This window comes from Myxococcus llanfairpwllgwyngyllgogerychwyrndrobwllllantysiliogogogochensis, assembly GCF_006636215.1.
Taxonomy (GTDB): domain Bacteria; phylum Myxococcota; class Myxococcia; order Myxococcales; family Myxococcaceae; genus Myxococcus; species Myxococcus llanfairpwllgwyngyllgogerychwyrndrobwllllantysiliogogogochensis.
Genome location: NZ_VIFM01000516.1, coordinates 1 through 1,751, shown reverse-complemented (window position 1 = coordinate 1,751; position 1,751 = coordinate 1). Strand labels below are relative to the sequence as shown.

General features: G+C 71.4%; 2 protein-coding genes and 1 pseudogene. 1 reads left to right on the top strand and 2 read right to left on the bottom strand.

The window, feature by feature from the left end; translation table 11 throughout:
• Positions 1-1,163: AgmX/PglI C-terminal domain-containing protein (locus tag FJV41_RS48985; RefSeq protein WP_141649484.1), on the top strand; the 1,163-nt coding region annotated here is incomplete at its 5' end.
• 78 nt (positions 1,164-1,241) lie between these two features.
• Here FJV41_RS48985 and FJV41_RS48980 read toward each other — a convergent pair.
• A complete protein-coding gene (locus tag FJV41_RS48980; RefSeq protein ID WP_141649483.1) occupies positions 1,242-1,496 on the bottom strand; it encodes a DUF3006 domain-containing protein in 255 nt (84 codons plus the stop codon).
• Positions 1,493-1,751: pseudogene (locus tag FJV41_RS52955) on the bottom strand (ComEC/Rec2 family competence protein); the annotation flags it as partial. The pseudogene FJV41_RS52955 and the gene FJV41_RS48980, both read right to left, overlap by 4 nt.

The following is a 1,751-nucleotide window of genomic DNA, read 5'->3' as shown; positions in this document are numbered from 1 at the left end:
AGGCGGCTCCGCCCGTGGCGGAGCCGCCTCCCGCCCGAGTCTCGAAGAGCACGCCTGCTCGCCGGGAGCCGGAGCCCGAGCAGCAGCCCTATTTCCCCGAGCCGGAGCCGCAGTACCCCCAGGAGCCGGAGCCCGAGCAGCAGCCCGAGCCCCAGCGAGCGTGGGTGCCTGAGGAGGACCCGGACACGACGTACTTCGGTGAGCCTGATCCTCGAGGCCAATCCCAGGCCTCGGCGCGGCGAGGGGCGGCACCGGCCGCCAGCGCGGCGCCGCTGAACGAGCTGTTCTCCGACCTGGACCTTCCAGAGCGGGGGGACCAGGACGACGTTCCCCAGGAGGACCCGCTGGCCTCGCTGGGCGGCGGTGATGAAGAGGAGCGCAGGCCTCGGGAGGACACGCGCCACTTCGCCAAGAAGGCGGGTGTCACGCGGCGCAACTCCGGCTGGAAGTACGCCGTCTTCGCGCTGCTGCTCATCATCGTGCCGGTGGGAGCCGCCTACGTGTTGTCGGAGTCGCTGGGCGTCATGCCGCTGCGGGTGACGACGGTGGACGCCGAGGGCAACCGGGTGGAGCAGTCCGTCTTCACCGGTGCCGGCATGGGCGCGCTGCGCGACAAGCTGCTGGGCAAGACGCCCCCGCCAGCTCCGCCGCCTGCGACGAAGGTGACCCCCGAGTCGCCCCCGGCCGCGGTGCAGCCCGCCGAGCCCAAGGCCGCCGAGCCGACGGCCGGCACCGAGGGCGCCGCCGTGGCGGCTCCGTCCAAGGAGCAGGTCGCGGCGGTCTACAACGACACGGAGAAGAAGGACGTCGCTCCGGAGGTCCGCGAGGATGCGGACGTGGCCGCGGCGGACACCGAGGAAGTGGGCGGTCCGTCGGACGAGGAAGTGGAGCGCATCGTGGAGCAGACCCAGGTCGCGTTCCGCGACTGCGTGGACCAGGAGCTGCGCCGCAATCCGTCCTTCAAGGGCGGGAAGGTGACGCTCACCGCCACCGTGGGCACGTCGGGCGCGGTGAAGGCCGCCACGTTCAGCCGCAAGGACCTGAACGGCTCCTCGAACACGGTGGGCACCTGCATCCGGGACCGTGCCAAGCGCATGGTCTTCTCCAGCTTCTCGGGTGAGGACGTCGACCTGGAGATTCCGCTCGTCCTCTCCGGGCGGTAGTCCCGAACCAGGGCCCCGGGCCTCTCCCTCTCGTCGAGGGGAGGCCTCGGGACCTGGCACAGCCGCCGAGAGTCCGCCTCAGAGGTCGAAGTTGCCCGCGGGCGGCTTCTTGCCCTGCATCGCCTGTTGACGCGCCATGCGCACTTCCTCGCGCAGCGCCTCGGTGGCTTCCGCGTCCACCCGCATCGTCTCCAGGTCCAGCACGTCACCCTCGCGCACGCCCGAGGGGAGTGACGTGAGGGGCCGTGTCACCTCGCGCCCTTCGACGATGAGCACCGCGACGTCGTCCTCGATGCGGTCCAGCGTGGCCCGCGACACGCGTGTCTTCGTCATGGGTTGCAGTCCTGGGCGGGACGTCGTTCCTGGGCCGCCGCCTCGCGCGTCTTGTAGACGATGAGGTTCTCGGGGTGGATTTTCTTCGCCCCGTCGCAGTCCGGGAAGTGGAACAACTGCCGCTTCCGGCTGGCGTGGTACGGGCCCTTGTACTTCTTCGAGCGGTCCGTGCGCCCCTCCGCCACGGGCGCGGGCGGCTCCGTCCGGGTCGTCTGGAGCGTGTCGATGGGCCGCAGGTCCTCGGGGGGAGGGGGC